Source organism: Streptomyces canus (assembly GCF_001514145.1).
GTDB classification, from domain to species: domain Bacteria; phylum Actinomycetota; class Actinomycetes; order Streptomycetales; family Streptomycetaceae; genus Streptomyces; species Streptomyces canus.
Genome location: NZ_KQ948675.1, coordinates 15,672 through 31,544, shown reverse-complemented (window position 1 = coordinate 31,544; position 15,873 = coordinate 15,672). Strand labels below are relative to the sequence as shown.

Sequence of the window (15,873 nt, the reverse complement as noted above, 5' to 3'; positions counted from 1 at the left end):
CGGTAGGCTGTCCGTGTGGACGATCTCGAGACCCGCGAGCTTCGGTACTTCGTCGCCGTCGCCGAGGAACTGCACTTCGGACGCGCCGCCGGTCGGCTCGGGATCGCGCAACCGCCGCTCTCCCGCGCGATCGCGAGGCTGGAGCGGCGGCTCGGTGTCCGGCTCCTCGACCGGGACCGGCGCGGAGTCGCGCTCACCGATGCCGGCGGCGTGCTGCTCCGGGAGGCCGGAGCGGCCCTGGACGCGGTCGCTGCCGCCGCGCGCCGAACGCGGCGTGCCGGTGACCCGAAGCGGCCGCTGGTGCTCGCGACCAAGGCCGGGGCGTCCCACGAAGTGCTGCGACAGCTGCTCGACGCGGTGGCGAGCGAACCGGAGGCGCCACCGATCGAGATCCTCCTGTGCGAAGTCGGTGAGCAGGCGCGGCTGCTCACCGACGGACACGCCGACGTGGCACTCATGCATCACCCCTACGACGACCTCGCCGGGTTCGACTCCGAAGACCTCTACGTCGAAGGTCAGGTGGCGATCGTGCCCGCCGGGCATCCGCTCGCGTCACGCGCCGAGCTCACGCTGGCGGACGTCCAGGATGTGCCGGACCTGCCGATCGCTCGCTGGCCCCGGCTCGACGGGTCCTACCCCGACGGGCCCGGACCCGAGGTGCGCACCCAGTCTCAGCTCGCTCAACTCGTGGCGCTCGGCAGGACATTGCTCGTCATCCCTGCCTCCAGCCGTGCCTGGCAGTGGCCCGAACACGTCGCGGTGCCCGTCGTCGACGCGCCGGAGGTGACCACGGTGATCGCCTGGCCGCCGAGCAGTCGCTCGTTGGCGGTCGCGTCACTGGTCGGCGTCGCGGCCGGCATGATCATGTCGGCGACCTGACCCCGGTGACGACGAAAGGGCGGCCGGCCCGGGACCGCCGCGCGCACTGATCAGTGCCGGGCGTCCCACGCGGGCAGAACCGGCCTCGGCGCGGGACGTGTGCGCACCCATCCGTACAGGACCACCGAGCTGATTGCCGCCAGCGCGCACCAGGTCGACACGAACTCCAGCCGCCACAGCAGCCAGCACACCAGCGCGCCCGCCCCGGTCAGGATTCCCAGTGCCGTGAGGCGGCGGTCGCCGGAGAGCAGCAGTGCGCCGACCGTGGCGATCAGGTAGCCCGCGACGAGCAGTTCCGCGTCGGGCAGTCCGATGACGTATGCCATGGTGTGGCCGCGGATCTCGGCCCGGACGGGACGGGTGGCGAGAGCGTGCGCGAGGAAGGCGGCGGTCACGACGCCCACCGCCACCACGGCCGTCACCCGGCGTCCGGTGCGGCGTGGGACCGCGCACCACACGCCCACCGGCACCCACACCGCGAGCAGGGGCAGGGCGATGACGGCCCAGGCGACAGTGGCCGCGCCGGTCCCGCCGCCGGTGTGCCAGATCTGTGCCTCCACCAGTTGATGGGCGCCGAGCAGCAGGGGCAGCGCGGCGAGGGGCAGGTCCCCGGCGCGGCGGGTCCGGGCCACGCAGACCGCTCCGACGGAGGCGATCGCCGTGCCCACCACGAGATCCGCTGTCGCACTCCAGCACATGACACCACCCTGTCAGCTCAGGCCGTCGGCCGTGCGCTCCGCCACGACGCGGGCGGGGCCGGGGCGGACCGCTCACGCGCAGATGTTCTGCGGTGGGCGGAACGTGCGGTCGGTGCCGGAGTCCGTGTTCACCTGCACGCGTACGGTCTCCAACTGCTTCAGCAGCGAATCGAGTTGCCGCTGGGTCGGGTCACGGAAGAACTCCAGGACCGCGCGGTGGAAGGCGTCCCGGAGTTCGGGCGGCATGACGTCGGAGGCGTCGAAGCAGAGGGTGCGGGCGCGGGTGGTGAGCAGGGAGTCGATCTCCCGCTCGACCGGGGTCGCGGATGCCGGCGGCGACAGTCCGGCCGAGTCCGGGAACAGCGGCCGTACCGCGGGAGCCGCCTCCGTCCGCCAGAGCTTCCGTCCGGCCGGGCTCGAGAGGCGCTCCACGAGTTCCTGGGCGTCCGGGTCGTCGCTGAACACGGCGGCCATGTCGCCCGCGACCTCGAAGGCGTCCCGGTACGCGGACTGCCCGTCCAGATAGCGGGCCGACGGTTCCACGGTCACGTCGTCGCCCGCGTAGACGTACCGGATGAAGGCGCTCTGGTGCTCGTGCGTGCAGTCGAAGCCGGGCGAGTCGAGCAGGCCGCGCGGATCTCCCCGTGGGTCGGACACACCCTCGAACGACGTGGTCAGGGACCGCTCGACCGACGCCGGGGAGCGCTTGCCGAGCAGCCGCGCCCAGCTGGTCCAGGCACGTTCGACGGCCGGGTCGCGCCAGTCGAGTCGGCCCGTGGCCCATTCGGCGTAGAGGCCGGGGCCCGCCTGATGGAGCACCAGGTCCTCGATCCAGTCCGTGCCGGGCCAGCCGGAGGTGGCCTGTGAGGCGAGACCCACGCACCAGGTGGGCCGTTCGCTCGGGGCGCCCCTTTTGCTCCACACGAGGCTCTTGAGGTCGACCTTCAGCGGCACCCAGTACGTGCGCCGCAGATTGTCCACCAGCAGGGTCGGCGCCCAGGGCGGATAGGCACGCTCGGCACTCGCCTCGGCGAGGGGCTTCAGCTTGTCGCGGCGGGCGTACTCGGTGAGTTCGCCGATGCTGTTGAGGACCGCCACGTCCGGCGGGTCGTCGGCCTCCAGTTGCGAGACGAGCGTCTCGCGGAGTGAGCGGGTGCCCTCGTAGGTGTACGTCCGCCCGGTCCCGTCGTCCAGTTCGTCGAGGGCCGCTTCGAAGGCCCTGCCCTCCTCGCCGGTCCAGGGACCGAGGACGACCAGCGGGTCGCGGGTCTTTGACCCGCAGCCGGGGACGAGGGCGAGCAGACAGGCCGCGAGAAGGACGCGCAGGAGACGGCTCATGCGACGGCTCCCGGGCGGGTGACGACGAGGTATTCGCGGCGGTAGGCGTGCAGGGCACCGGCGATCACGGCCGCGGCGGTCAGGCCCGCGGGGAACACGAACGGGGCGATGCCGTCGAGGAAGGCGAGCCGCCCGTCGGCGAGTCCGTCGTCGATCCTGGCCTGGAGCGTCTCGATGGCCTGCGGGTCCGGTCCGGCGAAGGGGCGTTCCTCGGCGACCGTCTCCGTCTTCGGGGAGGTCCGCTCGGCCAGCGCGTCCGCGACGGGGACGGTCTCGTGCTGGGCGTCGAGGGCGAGCAGGGCGTCGGCCGTCAGGAACGGCACCGCGAGCAGCGGCAGGGCGGCGACCGCGAGGGGAATGCTCAGTCGGATCCGGAAGCGGCGGTGCAGGAAGGACACCGTCCGCCACAGCCCGGCGGCGAGCAGGGTGAAGGCGAGCACGGCGATCACCGCCGCGGCGATCGTGTCCGCGCCCCAGGCGGCCCGGTCGGCGAGCCGCGCGCGCAGCCGCTCCTCCAGACCGGTCACCCGGTCGACGATCGAGGTCGCGGTGGAACCGGTGGCGGCCGGGCAGGCCGGATAGGGGTTCTCGGTGGTCGGGGCGAGGGCCTGCGAGCAGAGCATGCTGCGCGCGTAGGTGAAGTCGGCATCGCGCAGGACCGGATCGGTGGCATGGCCCTGGGCCCGGCCGATCCAGCTGGTGTAGTCGACGACCAGCGCGGACACGACCCGCAGTTCCTGTTCTTCCGCGACGGTGAGGGCGCCACTGCGGGTGACCTGGTTCAGGCTCTGCGTGGCGCGGGCGATCCGGGTCCGGTACCGCTCGCTGAGTCCGCTGAGTTCCGCCGCGCGCCCCTCGTCGAGGTTCCGCTGGGCCTCACCCTGCGCGATGAGCAGCGAGGCCCGGGCGTCCGCGAGGTCGACCAGCGCGGGCGCCGTGCGTTCCCGGATGTACGCGGAGTCGCCGCGCACGCCCGCGTAGGCCCAGCCGAGCGCCCCGAAGGCGACCACGGCCAGCAGCGGCAGCGCGAGGAGCCGGTCCCGCAGGTAGACGCGGTTGCGGTGGCCCGCGGTGGAGGGCCAGGCGTAGCGGAGGATACGGCGGGCGAGTTCGGTGGTTACGGCGGCGACTGCCTGCGTGAGGCGGAGGGTGTCCTGTGCGAGGGCGCGTAAGCGACCGTCCGGAGCCAGTGGGCGACTCTCTTGCCGAGCCATGGGCTGTCCCTGTGGTGTCGGAAGGCGAGCGGGCGGATCTCGTAGGCGCGGTCCAGGAGGATTTCGGCCACGGCCGCGTCCTCGGGGGCGGTGGAGCGGGCGGCCTGGTGGGCGAGGGTGACATAGCGGCGGGAGAGGTCCTCCCGCAGGCCGTGTTCGTCGGGCGGGAGGCCGAGTCGGGGGTCTGCGCCGGAGGAGAGCGCCGCGAGGCCTGCCGCGTCGAGGGCACCGCGCACGAGGGCGCCCTGTACGGCCTCCCAGGCCTCGACGGTCATCCGGACCCTGGCCTCCTCGTCGGTCAGGCCGTGCGCGTGGAAGAGCAGAGCCAGGCGCCTCAGCACCTCGCCCAAACGCTGCGGCGCCCGGTCGTCGCACTCGCCCGTGCGCACGTACTCGATCCCGATCCGCACGGCCGCGGTACGTGCGGCGGTCCGGTGCCGCGAGTGCTGCGGTACGGCGTCGAGTTCGCGTACGGCCTCCTCGCGCGCCGTTTCGCCGCCCAGCGCGAGGCGGGCCCGTGCGGCGCCGAAGGCCGCGCTGCCCAGGGAGGGGTTGCGCAGTCCGACCGCCTCGTAGAACGTCAGCGCCTCGTGCCGGCGTCGGAGGCGTTCCGCGCAGTGGCCGAGGGCCAGCTTGGGCGCGTACTCGCCGGGGATCGCCGCGTACACCCGGTCGAAGTGCCGCCGGGCCGCGGCGACTTGCCCCCGGGCGAGCGCGAGCAGGCCGTGGTGCCAGTCCAGCCGCCAGTCGTACGGGGCGCGGCGGGGGCCGATCCGTGCCTCGGCTGCCCGCAGTTCGCGTTCGGCGGCCTCGGGTCCGTCGGCCGGGTTCCGCAACCGCAGCCGACAGCGCAGCAGATGGACCTCCGTGGAATCCCGCCAGTCGCCGATGTGCTGGAGCAGGGCCTCCGGGGCGGCGTCGGCGAGCCTGCTCAGCTCGGCGTGGTGCTCGTCGTGCGGGTCGGGGCGCGGGACGGGCAGGCGCTGGGCGACGTCGGTGGGAGTGGGCGGGGCGAACGGGGACGGGGCGTCGGGGGCGGCCCAGTGGGCGAGGGGTGGCGCGGAGCCGAGGGCGCCGTCGAGGGCGTACGCGGACTGGAGGAAGAGCGGCGAGGGTTCGAAGGTCTCGGTGCCGGTGCGCAGCGACCTCAACTCACGGAACACACCCCGCAATTGCTGGTCCATCTCACGTGCGTCGGCGAACCGTCCGGCGGGCTCGCTCGAGGTCGCGCGGTGCAGGACACGGGCGAGGGAGAGCAGACCGAGTCCACGGGGCACGGGGGCGGTGGCGTCGCGGTGTGGCGTCACTCGGGCAGACGGTCCGTCGCGGCCCACCGACAGGACTTCAGGGCGCCGCTCCGCCGCGTCGGCGTGCGCCGCACCGATGACGGACACTTCGCCGACGACGCCGGGTGCCCCGCCGATGTCCTGCGCATCCTCGACACCCGCTGTCTCACCGCCGTCCATCGGGCTCTCACCACCGGATCCCTGAACGCCACTTGACGTCCGGGCGACGCTCGTTGTCTCACCGACGCCCAGCGCCCCCTCAGCACCCGAGGCCCGGCCGACATCCGGCGTACCCCCGGTGACCAGAACCCCCTGGCCGCCCGGTGTCCCGCCCGCGGCCAAGACCTCCCCGGCAGCCCGTGCCACGTCGTCCACAGCCAACGCCTCCCCGACCGCCGACGCACTCGGCGCCTCCGCCGCACCCAGATTCCCGAGGTCCCCCAGCCGCGCAAGATCCGCCGCCGACCTGCCGAGTCCGCTCAGTCGCCGCAGGGTCTCCCCCAGGCTGAAGAGGTCGTCCTGTTCCCTGGACTCGCCGTTCGGGCCCACGGTCGGTGCGCTGAAGCCCTTCGTGGTCATGCCCGGCGCCCCGACCGGGCGCACACTGCCCACGTCGATGATCTTCGTCGTGGTGCCGTCGTGCATGACGTTGTCCGGCTTCAGATCGCCGTAGACCTTGCCGGGACGGTCGGCGTGCAGATACGCGAGGGCGGACAGGATCCGCACACCGTAGGCGAGCACGAACTCGTGGAAGCGGTGGCCACCGAACTCCCCGGGGTTCAGTTCGGCCCGTGCCCGCACCTCCTCCAGCGTGAGCCCGTCCACGTACTGGAGGACGAGGAAGTCACCGACCTCGGGGTGATGACCGTAGTTGAAGACACGGATGATGTCGTCGTGGCCGAGGTCGACAAGGGCCCGCCGCTCCCGGGCCAGCGCGCCCGCGGCGGCCGCCGCCTGCTCCGGGTGCAGCATCTTGATGGCGACCTCGCGGTTGTCGACCTTGGTGTCGAGCGCGAGGTAGACCTCGCCCATGCCGCCGTAGCCGAGGGGCCGGATCAGCCGGTACTGGCCCGCGAGCAACTGTCCGGGAGGCAGTGGCAGTTCCCCAGGATCGCCGCCGGGGGCCCAGCCGCGTCCCAGCAGCGTGATCGTGGGCAGCACTGTCGGATCGGGGTTCTCCGCGGGGAGGTCGACGTGCGCCGCCCTCAGGTACATCGGCTGTCCGGCGACAACCAGCGGACCGAACGATCCCTCGGATTCCGGTACTTCACCGAACGCACTCCCGCCCCGAGCCCCCTTCATGCCTCCTCAGAATAGGGCCAGGTGCCGGGATCGACCCCTCCCTTTCCCCCTCAGAACCGTGATGCCGCGGGGTTCGGCCGGTCGGCAAGGCCGAGATCCCTGTCCCTCGCGGACCTGCGCCCCTCTAGAGTGAGGGGTCCCTGTCAGAAGAGTCCGGACCGCAGCCGTCCTGGCCAGAAGCGGTGAAGGAGACGCGGTGACCCTGCGCGAGAACGATCCGGAGTCTGTCGGCGGCTACCGGATCGAATCGCGGATCGGGACCGGCGGCATGGGTGTCGTCTATCTCGGCCGATCGGCGTCGGGGCGGGCCGTCGCCGTCAAGGTGGTCCACACCCGGTATGCCGACAACCCCGAGTTCCGGGCCAGGTTCCGGCAGGAGATCGCCGCCGCGCGCCGGGTCAGCGGCGCGTTCACGGCACCGGTCGTGGACGCGGACCCGGAGGCGGAACGGCCCTGGATGGCCACGGCGTTCGTGCCGGGCCGTACGCTCGCGGAGTGCGTCGACGAGTCGGGACCGCTGGACTGGCCCGCACTGCGCCGCCTCGGCACCGAACTCGCCGAGGCCCTGCGGGAGATCCACCGCGCGGAGGTCGTGCACCGGGACCTCAAGCCGAGCAATGTGCTGCTGCTGGAGAGCGAGGGCGACGACGGGGCCGTACGCGTCATCGACTTCGGCATCTCGCGCGCGGCCGACAGCGATGTCCGCACCCAGACCGGCATGGTGATGGGCTCGCCGCCGTTCATGGCGCCGGAACAGTTCAGCCGCCCGCACGAGGTCGGCTCCGCGGTCGACGTCTTCTCGCTGGGCGCGGTGCTCGTGTACGCGGCCACCGGGCACAGCCCCTTCGAGGCGGAGAACGCCTATCTGGCCGCGTACAACACCGTGCACGGCGAGCCGCGGCTGGGTGAACTGCCCGAGCAGCTGCGCCCGATGGTCTCGCGCTGTCTGGCGAAGGAGCCCGCGGACCGGCCGACGTCGAGCGAGGTCCTGGAAGAGCTGGCGGGACTCCCGGAGGAACTGCCCGCGGGGAACCCGGCCGAAGAGCCGTCCCGGGCCCCGCAGATCCTGGCGACGGAGACCGTGACCTCGCCGCTCGGTGTCATCGAAACGGTCCCGCGCAGGCGCCGCGGGAGGAAGCTGTGGGCCGCCGTCGCCGTCGTGGCACTGCTCGGCGGGGCGGGGGCGGCCGCGGTCGCCGTGGTGGGCGACCAGCCGGCGAGCTCGGTCGACGAGTTCGACGCTCTCGCCCCGCGGACGGCGCCCAGCGGGACGGCGCCGGCCGGCTGGCGGCCCTGGCAGAACGCGTTGGGGTCGGACGGGAAGGACGCACGGATGGGCATGGGCCCGTCGTGCACTCCGGACGCGCTGGGCGTCTTCTGCGCCTCCGAACAGGTCGCCCTGATGCGGCTGAACCCGGCGACGGGAAACGTGGAGTGGACGAAGTCCATGAGCCGCAAGCAGGTCAGCAGCTTCTCGATGCGTGAGCCCGTCGTCCATGACGGTGTGGTGTTCGTCTACAGCGCGGACCGCTCGCAGGGCGTCGACGCCTACGACGGAAAGACCGGCGAGCGGCTGTGGCGGCTGAAGGGCCCGCTCGGCCAGTTCGAGGCGCTGGGCGGGGTGCTTCTCGTGCGCCTGGACGAGCTCGGGCCTTCCGACACGGCGCGCTATGCGGCCTACGAGCCACGCACGGGCAAGGAGTTGTGGCGGCGTGAGCTGACCTCCACCTCGGCGAGCCCCTTCTACGAAGGCCCCAAGGACACGCTCTACGCCGATCTGCGCGGCGGCGAAGGCGGCATCGCCCGCCTCGACGTGCGGACCGGCAGGACGCTGGGCAGTGTCGACGCCCCGAAGGGCGACCTGTGGCTGGCGACGGTCCACGACGGCACGGCGTACTACGCGCGCTGGGAGGACGACTCCGGCGTGTCCGCCGCCTTCTTCGTCCAGGATCTCAGCAGCGGCAAGACCCGCCGGATCGACTTCCCGTGGAGCGTGGAGCCCGAGGCACCGCCGCTGGTGCAGGGCGACACCATGTACATCTTCGACTACGGCAACGAGACACTGCTCGCCCTCGATGTGAAGAAGGGCAAGCCGCTGTGGTCCAGCTCGCGCGACCTGCGCGTCTTCAGCGAACCGGCCTACCACGCGGGCCGGTTGTACGTGACGATGCCGGACACCAGCATCGTGGCCCTCGATCCGAGGACCGGGAAGGAGATCGGCCGTACCAATCCGTCCTTCGACACCGCGGGCCGCTCCTTCGAGGAACTGTCGCCGAGTTCGGTGCCGCCGCTGCTGGTGGGCGATGTGCTGTACGGGGTCAGCGGGTCGGGGATCTTCTCGGTGGCCGACGTCACCTGAGCGAAGGAGGGCGGGGGCCCTGCCCGAAGGCCGGGCCCCCACCTGCGATCAGGCGGTGTGCAGGGTCAGGCCGTACCGGTTGAGGATCTCGTTGACGGGCTGGAACCAGGTCTCGCCGCCGCTGGAGCAGTTGCCCCAACCGCCGGAGGTCACGCCCTGGGCCTGGTCGCCGCTGATGAACGAGCCGCCGGAGTCGCCGGGTTCGGCGCAGACGCTGGTCTTGGTCATCTGGTGCACGGCGCCCTGGCTGTAGTTGACGGTCTCGTTCATCGCGAGGACCGTGCCGCAGTGCCAGTGGGTGGTCGATCCCGAACGGCAGATCGAGGAGCCGACGGGCGCCACGTTCGACCCGCGCACGAGCTGGTCCGAGACGGTGCCCCAGCCGAGCACGACCGGGACGGTCCACCAGCCGCTGCCCACGTTGACCCAGGCGTAGTCGTTGTCGGGGAAGGACGAGCCCTGGAAGTTGCCGACGTAACTGCGGTCCCAGCCGTAGACGCTGCCGGTGTGCTGGTCGCAGTGGCCGGCGGTGACGAAGCCGCCGTAGACCGAGAAGCCGATGGAACAGCGGACGTTGCCGGTGTAGTAGGGGTCGCCGCCGACGGTTCCGGCGGCGAAGGTGGTCGGTGCGGCGGCCACCTCCCGCACGGTGACGGGACCCGCCTTCCGGGCGCGGGCGACGAACGTGCGGACATCGTTGTCACCCTGTCGGCCGCTGATGATGTTCACCACCACCGTGTTGGCCTTCGTGTCGACGTGCCAGCTGCTGACGGCGTCCGGCGCGGAGGCCTTGTCGATCCGGGCCTGGGTGGCGGCGAGTTCGCGGGCGCTGTGGGTGACGGTGCGGACCGTGGCACCGGTGGCGCGTATCTCACGGAGGGCGGTGGCGGAGGTGTCGGGGGTGACGGCGACGGTCAGCGTGCCCTTGTCGGCGTCGAACCAGGAGCCGCCGTACGAAGCACCCGCCGTCCGGCGGACCTTGGACTCCACAGCCGTGGCCCGCCGTTCGGCGGCGAGCCTTGCCTCGGCTTCGGTCTTCGTGAGGTGGAAGTCCCGCTGCATCGCCGTGAGGAGTCCGGCCGAGGCGGGCTGCTTCTCGTCGGCGGTGGCGGGAACCGTGCCCGCGGTCGCTCCGACACCGAGCAGGAGCAGCACGGACAGGCCCGCGCGCATGATTCTGGTGCGTCTCATGGAGATTGCCCTTCGTCGTTCCAACGGGGTGGGGGTGGAACAGCAGAGTTCTCTGAGAGCGCTCTCAGTGTGGCTCGGGAGAGCCTAGCCGCTGATTATTGACAGGTCCATACCAATACCGAAGTTGGCGGGATCCCGGCACGCGGAACGTGGATTTCGCGCGGCCCGTCCGGGGGATCTTCCCCAGGAACCTGTCCTGCCCGACAAAGGAACAAGATGACGCGTAAGAAAGCACTGGTGGTCCGAGGCGGCTGGGAGGGACATCAGCCGGTCAAGGCCACGGAGCTGTTCCTGCCCTTCCTGGAGAGCAGTGGCTACGACGTCCGGATCGAGGAGTCGACCGATGTCTACGCCGACAGCGCCGAGATGGCCGCCACCGACCTCGTCGTGCAGTGCGTGACCATGTCGGAGATCACCGCCGAGCAGGTCTCCGGATTGAGCACGGCCGTCATGGCCGGTACCGGCTTCACCGGCTGGCACGGCGGCATCGCCGACTCGTTCCGCGCCTCCTCCGACTACCTCCATCTGGTGGGCGGCCAGTTCGCGACCCACCCGGGCAAGGAACCGTGCGAGCGGCGGGGCGGCGAGGAGGACAACTTCCTGCCGTACACCCTCACGATCACCGACCTCGGCCGCGAACACCCCGTCACCGCGGGCATCGAGGACTTCGAGCTGCACACCGAGCAGTACTGGGTGCTCCACGACGACCTGATCGACGTCCTGGCCACCACCACCCACCCGGCACAGCCGTGGCAGCCCTGGCACCGGCCGGTCACCTCCCCGGCGGTCTGGACCCGTCAGTGGGGTGCCGGACGTGTCGTGGTGACGACACCAGGGCACAACCTCGACGTCCTGGAGAACCCCAACGTCCGTACCGTCATCGAGAGGGGCATGCTGTGGGCGACGCGCACCGCATCGGCGTCGTAGGTCTCGGCGTCATCTCCCGCGCCTACCTGGACACGCTCGTCGGCCACCGCGCCGTGCGCGTCACCGCGGTCGCCGACCTGGACGCCTCCCGGTCGGCCGCCGTCGCCGCCGAACTGCCCGGAGTCCAGGCGCTGTCCGTCGAGGAACTGCTGAGCAGCCCGGACGTCGACACGGTGCTGAACCTCACCGTCCCCGCGGCGCACGCCGAGATCGCCCTCGGTGCCATCGGCCACGGCAAGCACGTCTACGGCGAGAAACCGCTGGCCGCCGAACTCACCGACGCCGGCACCGTCCTGGAGGCCGCGGCGAAGGCGGCGGTCGGCGTGGGATGCGCTCCGGACACGGTCCTGGGCACCGGTGTCCAGACGGCACGGGCGGCGGTGCAGGCCGGGGCCGTCGGCCGCCCGCTGTTCGCCTCGGCCGTCATGATCACCCCCGGCCACGAACGGTGGCATCCCCACCCGGACTTCTACTACACGGCCGGTGGCGGCCCCCTGCTGGACATGGGGCCGTACTACCTGTCCGCCCTGGTGCATCTGCTGGGTCCGGTGCGTGCCGTGATCGGTGCGTCCAGCCGGCTCCGCACCGAGCGGGTCATCGGGTCCGGCCCGCGCGCGGGCGAGCGGATACCGGTCGAGGTGGACAGCCATGTCTCCGGGGTCCTCGAACACGAGGGCGGGGTCCTGACGACGATCACGACGAGCTTCGACGGCGTGGCCACCACGGCCGCGCCGATCGAGGTCCACGGCGAGAGGGGCACTCTCACGGTCCCGGATCCGAACAACTTCGACGGTGAGGTACGGCTCCTCGAACTCGGCGAGGGCGAGAAGGGGTGGCGCACGCTCTCGCCGTCCGCGGGCTACGTCGGCGCCGCCCGGGGCGTCGGTCTGCTCGACTTCGTCACCGCCGACGGACTGCGGGCACCGCGCGCGAGCGGTGAACTCGCCCTGCATGTACTGGAGACGATGACCGCCTTGCTGCGTTCGTCGGCCGAGGGGCGGCGGATCGAGCTGTCGACGTCGGTGGAACGGCCCGTTCAGGTGCCGCTGACACCTCCGCAGGAATGGCGGTGATCAGTCCACCGGCCAGGTGTGCACGGGTGCGTTGAGGTGCATGTAGTCCATGTATGTCGTCGTCATCCGCCGCAGCGCCTCCTGACGGTCGCCCACGCCTGCCTTCTCCAGGTGGTGGACCGTCTCCGCCTGCCACAGGGCGCCGTTGCGGGCGGTGACGCAACGCTGCTCGATGACGCCTAGCAGGGGCTCACGCCACTGCGCGTCCATGCCGGCCAGCTCCAGGCCCCGGTGGGCCAGGGGCAGCAGTCGCCGCAACACCAGTTCCGTGACCGGCACTTCGCCCGCCCCCGGCCAGTACAGGCGGGCGTCGATGCCGTCACGGGCGGCGGTGTGCAGGTTCTCCTCGGCGACCGAGAAGGACATGCGCGTCCACACCGGCCGGTCCTCGTCGACCAGGGCGCGCGTCAGGCCGTAGTAGAAGGCGCCGTTGGCGATGATGTCGGCCACCGTGGGCCCGGCGGGCAGGACCCGGTTCTCGATGCGCAGGTGCGGGCCGCTGTCGGTGACGGCGTAGATCGGGCGGTTCCAGCGGTAGATCGTGCCGTTGTGCAGGGTCAGTTCGCCGAGCTCCGGAACACCGCCGCTGTCCAGTGCTTCCTGCGGGTCCTCGTCGTCGCAGATCGGCAGGAGCGCGGGGAAATAGCGCACGTTCTCCTCGAAGAGATCGAAGACGCTGGTGATCCACCGCTCCCCGAACCACACCCGGGGCCGTACGCCTTGCGCCTTGATCTCCTGGGGGCGGGTGTCGGTGGCCTGCTCGAAGAGAGGGATGCGAGTCTCGCGCCACAGCTCCTTGCCGAAGAGGAAGGGCGAGTTGGCCGCGAGGGCGATCTGCACGCCCGCGACGGCCTGTGCCGCGTTCCAGTAGGCCGCGAACTCCTTGGGGGCGACCTGGAGATGGAACTGCGTGCTGGTGCAGGCGGCCTCGGGGGTGATGGCGTCGGCGTACATCGCGAGGCGGTCCACGCCCTCCACCTTGATGCGCAGGTCCTCACCGCGCGCCGCGAAGATCTGCTCGTTCAGCAGCCGGTAGCGCGGATCTCCCGACAGGGCGGTCTCGCCGACGTCCGCCTCGCCCAGCGTCGGCAGGATGCCCACCATGATCAGGTGCGCGCCGACGGCCGAGGCGCGTTCCTCGGCGTGGTTGAGGGCGTCACGGATCTCCTGCTCCCAGGAGCCGGGGCCGCCGGACAGGAGCCGGCGCGGCGGAATGTTGATCTCCAGGTTGAAGCGGCCCAGCTCGCTGGACCAGGCGGGTTCGGCGATCGCCTGGAGCACCTCGGTGTTCCGCATCGCCGGGAGGCCGTCCTCGCCCACCAGGTTGAGCTCGATCTCCAGCCCGACCTGCGGCCGCTCGCTCTCGAAGCCGGACTCGCGCAGCATCTGCGCGAGGACGTCCAGGCAGGTGTGCATCTTGTCCCGGTACCGTCGGCGGTCCTCCCGCGTGAACACCAGGGCCGGCACGTCACGTCCCATCGGGCCCTCCCGAGTCCCCTCGGCGGATGCCTCTCCCGTCCCAGAGTCCCACCTCGGGAGCGCCCCGGACAGTCGGCGGACGCCGCCGGGCGGTGTGCGACGTCTTGCTCACAGAACGTGCCCTCCGGCCCGTAGCCACAGCGGGGCGGCGGTGAAGGGGATGCGGACCCGACGCCAGGCCGGGCCGGTGATCGGCCCTCCGGAGCCCGCGTACGGCAGCCACTCCCCCGGCGGGAACCACACCTGTCTGCGGCCACCCGGCGCGTACAAGGGGGCGACCAGCAGGTCGGGGCCCAGCAGGTACTGGAGGTCGGCCGCGTGGGCGTCCGGGCGATCGGGGTGGTCGAGTGCCATGGGGCGGGCGAGCGGTTCTCCGGTGCGGACCGCGTCGGCGGCGGCGCGGTGGACGTACGGCAGCAGGCTCGTGCGCAGCCGGGCCGCGTGCAGGACGGCCGTGTACGCCTCCTCGCCGAAGTCCCAGGGCAGCCGGGACGTCATGCCGTGGAACCGGCTGAGGGGTGACAGCAGGCCGAACTGCGCCCAGCGGACGAAGAGTTCGGGATCCGGTGTGCCGTGGAAGCCGCCGATGTCGTGGCTCCAGAAGGGGTGACCGGAGAAGGAGAGCGAGAGGCCCGCGCGCAAGGTCGACGCCAGGTCCTGCCAGCTCGCGTTGGAGTCGCCGGTCCACTTGGCGCCGTGTCGCTGGCCGCCGGTCCAGGTGGAGCGGCCCCAGGTCAGGCCGTGGCCCGCGACCTCCTGGGTGACCTCGGCGACCAGGTCGTTGAAGAGCAGGGGGTAGAGGTTGTGCAGCCGGTCGCCGGTCATGCCGTCGTACGCCACCGTCTCCGCTGGCACCGCCTCACCGAAGTCGGTCTTCAGGACCGAGACTCCGGTGGCCAGGGTCTGACGGACGCGGTCCCGGAACCAGTCGGCGGCGCCGGGATGCGTCAGGTCGAGGACGGCCGAGTCCGGCTGCGCGCCGCCCCAGAGCTGGCCGGTCCAGGTGGTGCCGGAAGGGGAGTGCAGGAACCAGCCGTTGCGGTCCGCCTCGGCGAAGTACGGGCTGTCGACGCTGATGTACGGGTTCATCCAGAGGGAGACGCGGAAGCCCTGTCCGTCCAGGTGGGTCATCAGCCCGCGGGGGTCCGGGAACGCCTCGGTGTCCCACTCCAAGTCCGACCAGCAGCTGGGCCGCTGCCAGTAGGTGTCGATGTGCAACACGTCGCAGGGGAAGCCGAGTTCGCGGATACGACGGGCTCGCTCGCGCACTTCGGCCGCGTTGTCCGGGCGGAAGCCGCCGGAGATCCAGGGGCCGAAGGCCCAGTCCGGGGGCAGCAGGGCGGGGCCGGTCAGGTCGTGGTAGGTGCGCAGGCATGCGGCGGGGGTGCCGGTGATGAGGTAGTAGTCGAGTTCCTCGTCGGGGACGGTCAGCGACCAGGCGCCGGTGTTGCTGTGGGCGAGGTCGAAGGAGGCCGCGGTGGTGGTGTCCACGAGGACGGCGTAGCCCCGGCTGGAGAGCAGGAACGGGACGGCCTTGTAGGAGCGGGTGCCGGTCGAGCCCTGGGCGTCCTCGACCCAGCAGTCGACGCGTTGGCCGCGCAGGTCGGGGCCGGTGAAGCGCTCGCCGAGGCCGTAGAAGTGCTCGTCGGGCTCGGTGAACCAGCTGTCGTGGTGGGCGAGTCGGCCGTCCGCGAGTTCGGTGACGCCCAGGGGCAGGACGGTCCTGCGTCCGCTGGGGTCGCTCACGTCGGTCGCCTGTCGCAGGTGACGGTCCGTCAACTGCATGGCGAACGGCGTCAGACGGGCTTCGAGACACAGCGACTCGAGTCGGAGGGTGACGGCGTCCGGTGACTGTTCGACCGTGCAGCGGGTGTCCGTCGGCGCGGTGACCACGGAAACCCGAGGCGCCGCGGGTACGCCGTCCAACCGCAGCGTGATCCGCAGGCAGTTGCCCGTCGCGGGGCGCAGCCGGAGGGTGCCGGTACGTCCTGCCGCGGTGCGTACGTCGAGAGTCACACCGGCCTCGTCCGCGGAGGCGACGGAAGCACTGGCCAACGGGTCCGGCGCGGCCGGGATCAGGAGTGGAGGCGGTGCCACCCAGGGCGCGCTGTCACGGGGATGCATGGC

11 protein-coding genes are annotated in these 15,873 nt (G+C 71.8%); 4 read left to right on the top strand and 7 right to left on the bottom strand.

Going from position 1 to position 15,873, the window contains the following annotated elements:
* Window positions 1-15: 15 nt before the first annotated feature.
* Complete coding sequence (locus AQJ46_RS42745) at window positions 16-879, top strand: LysR family transcriptional regulator (protein ID WP_059210755.1); 864 nt, start codon at window positions 16-18, stop codon at window positions 877-879.
* Window positions 880-929: 50 nt separating this feature from the next.
* On the opposite strand, the gene AQJ46_RS42740 is transcribed toward AQJ46_RS42745, so the two are convergent.
* The 4 genes from AQJ46_RS42740 to AQJ46_RS42725 form a co-directional block, all read right to left on the bottom strand.
* Window positions 930-1,577 (bottom strand): DUF6629 family protein, encoded by a 648-nt coding sequence (locus AQJ46_RS42740; protein ID WP_059210754.1) that lies wholly within the window; start codon window positions 1,575-1,577, stop codon window positions 930-932.
* A 72-nt stretch (window positions 1,578-1,649) separates the two neighbouring features.
* Entirely contained in the window at window positions 1,650-2,915 is a 1,266-nt protein-coding gene (locus AQJ46_RS42735; RefSeq protein ID WP_059210753.1) for a type 2 periplasmic-binding domain-containing protein, read from the bottom strand.
* Window positions 2,912-4,129, bottom strand: a complete 1,218-nt coding sequence (locus tag AQJ46_RS42730) for a hypothetical protein (protein WP_059210752.1) — start codon at window positions 4,127-4,129, stop codon at window positions 2,912-2,914. Before AQJ46_RS42730 ends, AQJ46_RS42735 begins: the two co-directional genes overlap by 4 nt.
* Entirely contained in the window at window positions 4,033-6,630 is a 2,598-nt protein-coding gene (locus AQJ46_RS42725) for a tetratricopeptide repeat protein (RefSeq protein ID WP_059210830.1), read from the bottom strand. Before AQJ46_RS42725 ends, AQJ46_RS42730 begins: the two co-directional genes overlap by 97 nt.
* A gap of 283 nt (window positions 6,631-6,913) precedes the next feature.
* Between AQJ46_RS42725 and AQJ46_RS42720 the strand changes: the two genes are divergently transcribed.
* A complete protein-coding gene (locus AQJ46_RS42720; RefSeq protein WP_059210751.1) occupies window positions 6,914-9,076 on the top strand; it encodes a serine/threonine-protein kinase in 2,163 nt (720 codons plus the stop codon).
* Between the two features lie 48 nt (window positions 9,077-9,124).
* Here the strand turns inward: AQJ46_RS42720 and AQJ46_RS42715 are convergent, their stop codons facing one another.
* Window positions 9,125-10,267: a S1 family peptidase gene (locus AQJ46_RS42715; RefSeq protein WP_063803919.1), complete on the bottom strand. Its 1,143-nt coding sequence runs from the start codon at window positions 10,265-10,267 to the stop codon at window positions 9,125-9,127.
* A gap of 216 nt (window positions 10,268-10,483) precedes the next feature.
* On the opposite strand from AQJ46_RS42715, the gene AQJ46_RS42710 reads away from it, so the two are divergent.
* Both AQJ46_RS42710 and AQJ46_RS42705 read left to right on the top strand, forming a co-directional pair.
* A complete protein-coding gene (locus AQJ46_RS42710; RefSeq protein ID WP_059210750.1) occupies window positions 10,484-11,194 on the top strand; it encodes a ThuA domain-containing protein in 711 nt (236 codons plus the stop codon).
* Window positions 11,164-12,267 (top strand): Gfo/Idh/MocA family protein, encoded by a 1,104-nt coding sequence (locus tag AQJ46_RS42705; protein ID WP_059210749.1) that lies wholly within the window; start codon window positions 11,164-11,166, stop codon window positions 12,265-12,267. The genes AQJ46_RS42710 and AQJ46_RS42705 overlap by 31 nt, the downstream gene beginning before the upstream one ends.
* On the opposite strand, the gene AQJ46_RS42700 is transcribed toward AQJ46_RS42705, so the two are convergent.
* Window positions 12,268-13,746, bottom strand: coding sequence for a glutamate--cysteine ligase family protein (locus AQJ46_RS42700; RefSeq protein WP_059210748.1), 1,479 nt, complete (start codon window positions 13,744-13,746; stop codon window positions 12,268-12,270).
* Between the two features lie 108 nt (window positions 13,747-13,854).
* Window positions 13,855-15,870, bottom strand: a complete 2,016-nt coding sequence (locus tag AQJ46_RS42695) for a TIM-barrel domain-containing protein (protein WP_059210747.1) — start codon at window positions 15,868-15,870, stop codon at window positions 13,855-13,857.
* Window positions 15,871-15,873: the final 3 nt, after the last annotated feature.

Coding starts and splice junctions, on each gene's coding strand:
- AQJ46_RS42700 (WP_059210748.1), bottom strand. CDS start 13,746: ATGGGACGTGACGTGCCGGCCCTGGTGTTCACGCGGGAGGACCGCCGA.
- AQJ46_RS42695 (WP_059210747.1), bottom strand. CDS start 15,870: ATGCATCCCCGTGACAGCGCGCCCTGGGTGGCACCGCCTCCACTCCTG.
- AQJ46_RS42725 (WP_059210830.1), bottom strand. CDS start 6,630: ATGTACCTGAGGGCGGCGCACGTCGACCTCCCCGCGGAGAACCCCGAT.
- AQJ46_RS42710 (WP_059210750.1), top strand. CDS start 10,484: ATGACGCGTAAGAAAGCACTGGTGGTCCGAGGCGGCTGGGAGGGACAT.
- AQJ46_RS42735 (WP_059210753.1), bottom strand. CDS start 2,915: ATGAGCCGTCTCCTGCGCGTCCTTCTCGCGGCCTGTCTGCTCGCCCTC.
- AQJ46_RS42740 (WP_059210754.1), bottom strand. CDS start 1,577: ATGTGCTGGAGTGCGACAGCGGATCTCGTGGTGGGCACGGCGATCGCC.
- AQJ46_RS42715 (WP_063803919.1), bottom strand. CDS start 10,267: ATGAGACGCACCAGAATCATGCGCGCGGGCCTGTCCGTGCTGCTCCTG.
- AQJ46_RS42730 (WP_059210752.1), bottom strand. CDS start 4,129: ATGGCTCGGCAAGAGAGTCGCCCACTGGCTCCGGACGGTCGCTTACGC.